Annotated in this window: 5 protein-coding genes; all 5 read right to left on the reverse strand. The window is 61.7% G+C overall.

Annotation, left to right across the window (positions count from 1 at the left end):
- Positions 1–35: 35 nt before the first annotated feature.
- The gene (locus tag ACWDKQ_RS34975; RefSeq protein WP_450143045.1) at positions 36–638 is read right to left on the reverse strand and encodes a reverse transcriptase domain-containing protein; all 603 of its coding nucleotides are present in this window, start codon (positions 636–638) and stop codon (positions 36–38) included.
- Between the two features lie 91 nt (positions 639–729).
- On the reverse strand, positions 730–1,101 hold the full coding sequence (locus ACWDKQ_RS34980; RefSeq protein ID WP_450143041.1) for a hypothetical protein: 372 nt from the start codon (positions 1,099–1,101) through the stop codon (positions 730–732).
- Between the two features lie 539 nt (positions 1,102–1,640).
- A complete protein-coding gene (gene glpX / locus ACWDKQ_RS34985) occupies positions 1,641–2,681 on the reverse strand; it encodes a class II fructose-bisphosphatase (protein WP_450143042.1) in 1,041 nt (346 codons plus the stop codon).
- A gap of 292 nt (positions 2,682–2,973) precedes the next feature.
- Positions 2,974–3,951, reverse strand: coding sequence for a class I fructose-bisphosphate aldolase (locus ACWDKQ_RS34990; protein WP_450143043.1), 978 nt, complete (start codon positions 3,949–3,951; stop codon positions 2,974–2,976).
- A 74-nt stretch (positions 3,952–4,025) separates the two neighbouring features.
- Entirely contained in the window at positions 4,026–5,069 is a 1,044-nt protein-coding gene (locus ACWDKQ_RS34995; protein WP_450143044.1) for a LysR family transcriptional regulator, read from the reverse strand.
- Positions 5,070–5,232 lie beyond the last annotated feature (163 nt).

Genomic DNA, 5,232 nt, shown 5'->3' on the forward strand with positions numbered 1-5,232 from the left:
CACCCGCAGGCGACAAACAGCTTCAGACACCACGATCACACCATCAGACCCACCATCCTCCGATCCGATCGCGCGTCCCTCCTGGACACGCAGTATCCCGCCCACCCGCGCAGGAACAGGTTGAGTTCCTCCACGATCTGCTCGGCCGGTACCAGCAGCCGGGACCGGGCCGTTATCGACCGTATTCGGTCCCGGGCATGGTGGACTGCCTTGCGTGCAGGCCAGCTGGCGAGGAAGACCAGATGCGCCGACCGAGGAGTCCGCCCGCGCACCAGTCGGTTATGGAAGCCCAGGAACTCCAGCCCCTGTCCTCCCTCGACCAAATGCACGATGCGGGTCTTGGAGGCCTTGAGTTCCAACCCAAGATCACCCAGCCAGGTCCTCAGCCGCTCCAAGGCAGCTTCGGCTTGCTCCCGTGTCTGACACATCACCACCAGGTCGTCGCAGTAGCGCACCAGCACACCGTGCTCGCCGGTGTCCCATGCCCGGTCCAGCCGGTGCAGGTACACGTTGCACAGCAACGGTAATGCCGGACCGCCCTGCGGGGTTCCGGACGCATCCCGGCGAACCGCCCCTTCCTTCATCACGCCCGCACTCAACATCGCGCGCAGCAGCTTCAGGACGCCCTGATCTCTAATGCGTTGCTCGACCGCCTTGCATCAACTTCTTACGCGGAATCGCTGAAAAACAATCAGCGATGTCCGTTTCGACCACCCACCGCTTGCCCTGTCACGACTCATCAATCAAGACTTGCAGGGCATCGTGCGCCGAGCGTTTCGGACAAAATCCGAAACTACACGGCAGGAAATCGGCTTCAAAGACCGGCTCGAGCACGATCTTTACAGCGGCCTGCACAATGCGGTCCTGGACCGCGGCGATGGCCAGGGGCCTACGCTCCTTACTACCCGCTTCGGGATGAACACCTGCCGCACCGCAACCCACGCACGCCACAAGACGTCTCCGCGAAAGACCTTGTCTCGCAGCGCATGAAACCGTCGTCGGCGAATCAACCTTGGCCGCTCGGTAAAACACATGCTGCCAGGCACGAACCGAGTCCATCATGGACCCCGCTGCGGCGGAACCAGCCTGATCGACACTCACCGGGCCCCTCCTACTCAACACTATGCACGAACGAAGCAGCGGCCCTTCCCTCACCGACGGTTATGTTGTCCACACGGCTCGATCAGTACTACGACCGCCTCCGACTCCCTCCCGGCACCCCATCCACTTCCCGGCTCCACACCGGTTATAGGACGAGCTTGTCCACGTCATTCGCAGAACGCTTCGGCCGGGGAGGGCCTCCCCGGTTCCCGCCGCCACTATCTGAACGTTCCGCGCGCCCTCTTACGCCGAGGAGTCCCTCACGGCTGCCTATCCAGGATCTTCACCGCTTCCATAACCCTCACCGTGAACCGCCCGGCTCGGCTCTCCCCCAATGCCTAACGAAGCGGCAGGCTTCGCTTCCGCTACGGACCGATCAGTTGCTTCCCCCAAAGGGGCTTTCGACGCTGGGCTTCGACCCGGCCCGTTTCCAGACCAAGCCGCCAGCCTCCTACCGGGCCTCCTGACAGCTACCCGGACCGGACTCACACCGGCAAGCGACGACGAGCTCCTGACCAGGTCATGACCCGACTACACGATCACCTCCTGATCACTGGGCGCACCGGCTGCCGTACTAGCCGGTGATCGCCCTTAACGATCCGCACCGTACTCGATTTCGAATGCATCACAATGGACTGCGTCGTCGCGCGGCCCGAGCGGTAGTGCACACCGCGCAGCAGGTCGCCGCTAGTCACACCAGTGGCGCAGAAAAAGACGTTCTCCCCGCGCACCAAGTCACCTGTGTGCAGAACCTTGCCGAAGCCGTGGCCAGGCTCGAGTTCGCGCTGCTTGGTGGCGTCCTTGGGCAAAAGCCGGACTTGCAGTGACCCGCCCATGCAGGAGAGGGCAGCGGCGGCGATGACCCCCTCTGGCGCGCCGCCGGTGCCCAGCAGTATGTCCACGCCGCTCTCGGGCAGCGCTGCGGCAATCGCGCCCGCGACGTCGCCGCCCTCTATCAGGTGTACCTTCGCGCCTGCATCGCGGACTTTGCCCACGAGCTCCAGGTGACGGCGCCGGTCGAGGATGGCAACGGTAACGTCTGACACTTGAATATCCTTGGCCACGGCCACTGCCCGCAGGTTATCAGCCACTGGGCGATTGATGTCGACAACGTCAACACAGTCCGGGCCGACGGCCAGCTTGTCCATGTAGGAGACTGGCGACGGGACGTACATCGCACCGCGCTCGGTTACAGTGAGCACTGTAAGCGCGTTGGGTGCGCCCTTGGCCATCAAGGTGGTGCCGTCGACCGGGCTGATCCCGACGTCGCACGCCGGGCCGTCGCCGTCGCCGACCTCCTCACCTTTGAACAGGGTAGGCACGCTTTTCTCGGCTTCACCGATCACCACAAGGCCCCGCATCGGCACCGACATGATGAGCTTGCGCATCGCGTCGATGGCGGCGAGGTTGCCACCTTCCTTGTCGCCGCGTCCTACCCACCGGCCAGCCGCGATCGCGGCGGCCTCGGTAACACGCACGAGGTCGAGAGCTAGGTTGCGATCGGGTACCCCGAGCCCGCCGGACGGGCTAAGGTCTTCGGGCTCCGGGCACAGCCAGTCCAGGCAGCCCTGACTGCTCATAAACATCCACTCCAGTCGAACAAGCGATGGCACGAGATGGTCCGAATTATCTGAAGGTGAGCGAGCGCGCTCGCGTCGTCGTTCGAATACGCTGACACCTACCGGTATCGCGCCCGAACTGGGGGAAGTCCCGCCAGCAGCCGATGTGCAGAGTCGTCTGACCTACGGCAGGTCCGTCGATGCAGCGCCAACTATCCCCGGCATCTCCAGCCACGCCGACGATAAGCGCTAGACCGCCGCCGACCGAATCGGCAACCATGTCGCCGATCCGGTCGTGCGCTTCATCGAGACGTCACCGGACTTCGGCGTTGGCAACAGCTCGTTCGGAGAGCGCCTTTTGGGCGGCATCCAACGCGTCGTAGCTGCCCCGCCACGTCTCCAGAGCAGGACCAACCAGCGCCCGCCCGAACGAGAAGGTCAGCTCCCAAGGAAGCTGGTCAAGGTTCTGCATGGCCCCAAGATGCTTTGTCGCTACCTCCGGACTTTGTCCACCGGAAAGGAAGGCGATGCCCGGTACAGACGGTGGCACCGTCTCGCGCAGTGCGTCCACCGTGGCCCTGGCGACTTCTTCTACCGTGGGCTGATCCGGACTGTCCATCCCAGCTACCACCATGTTGGGCTTTAGGACCATGCCGTCGAACTGCACCTGCATGAGCGCAAGCTCGTCGAACAAGGAGCGCAGCACCGCAGTCGTCACTTGGTGACACTGCTCCAGCGAGTGGGCACCGTCCATCAGCACCTCAGGTTCCACGATAGGCACCAGGCCCCCTTCCTGGCAGAGACCAGCGTAGCGTGCCAACGCGTGCACGTTCGCCCGCGTTGCACGGACCGTCGGTAGGTTGGCGCCAATCGTGAATACCGCGCGCCACTTGGCGAAAGTCGCTCCAAGGCGTACGTACTCTTCCACGCGTTCGCGCAACCCGTCGAGGCCCTCCGTGACCTTCTCGTTCGGGGCCCCCGCCAACGGCTTGGCTCCGGTGTCGACCTTGATGCCGGCAAGAAGCCCGATGTCCGAGAGCGCGTTCGGAAAGGTCCGTCCATCCGACAGTTTCTGGCGGAATGTTTCGTCGGCGAGGATAACGCCGCTAATTGACTCGGAGAGTCGTGGTGTGGTGACAATCAATTCGCGATAAGCGCGCCGGTTTTCCTCTGTTGGTTGCACTCCGACGTTTTCCAGTCGGGACGACATCGTTCCGATGCTCTCGTCGGCAGCGAGAATTCCGCGCCTATTGGAGACCAGCGTGTGGGCCAATTCAGCCAGAGTTGACATCTATCGTTTTCCTCCTTTGCGCGCTGCACTTGACGCGCGGTTTTTTGGTAGACCATTCACGCCGAGCGCTCGATCTATCCTATTGTTGCTGTGTGGTATCCATCCCTATGAGTCGATAACAGTCGATCTCTGGGCCGATCTATTGACGTCGGAGTATCCCGAGACGCCGCAATCTCAACCAGCTCTTGTGCATATGGGTTGAGCCTCTGGCGTTCGCTCCACACGGCGTAAATGGGTCTCACCGGCATTTCCTGGTCGACGTCCACGCGATGCAGCCGACCTTCGTTGAGCTCGGCTTTCACGCTGGAGATACTGATCACTGTCGCTCTCTGGCCAGTAGCGACTGCTTGCTTGATCGCAGCACTAGAGGAAAATTCGACGTAACTTCGCGTGCCGATAGGAGTTCCCAGTAATTCCTCCGTGAACTCACGAAGTCCCGAACCCCGCTCGCGCAGGACGAGTTTCGTCGATGCCAGCTCCTGCACCGTCAAGGGGCTGGACCTAGTGGTCCACGGGTGCGTTGCGCCGACTACCACGACCAGCTCGTCGTCGCATATGTAGCGTGCAACCAACTCATCGGACAATTGTTTCTGCACATGTCCTCCGGCTTGGCTCCAACCGTCAATGAACGCGAGATCGACAGCGCTCGTACGGGCCAGGTCACAGAGCGAATCGGCACTTCCGGTCTGCACCTCAACACAGGCCTCGCCAAGAGAAACGCTGGCACGATTCAACCATTCAGGGACCAGATGCTCGGCGACAGCCAAGCTGCACGCAACTCTTAGACGATTCGCCTCGGAGGAATGGAACGCGGATCCACATTCCCATAATTCTCGCACCGCGTCTATGACATTACGGGCGTACTTCGCTAGTACTTCTCCCTCAGTTGTGAGCTGCGAACCGATAGGAGAGCGTTCCAGCAGTTGGAAACCAAGGCGACGCTCCATTGCACGGAGCCGCATACTGGCGGCTGGCTGTGACATACTGTGAGCTTGAGCGGCTTTTCCCACGCTGCCATAGTTTTCGACTGACAGCAGCAAGTCGAGATCAGCGAGCTGAGGTACCCTTGACGGAAGAACCACGATTTCACCTCTCACTCCAGCCACAACACTGTGCACTAACGATGCGTCAAATGATTATGTGAATGGCTGCGACGACTTGGATTCCTTAAGCCAGGGCGGCCATTTTCCGCAGTTTACTTTCGTGGTTGGGATACCACGTGTGGGGATTCGGGCCAGGACCCACCGGACGAGAGGTTGGGTCCTGGCCCGAGTCTTCTCC

This window comes from Saccharopolyspora sp. NPDC000995 (assembly GCF_053599315.1).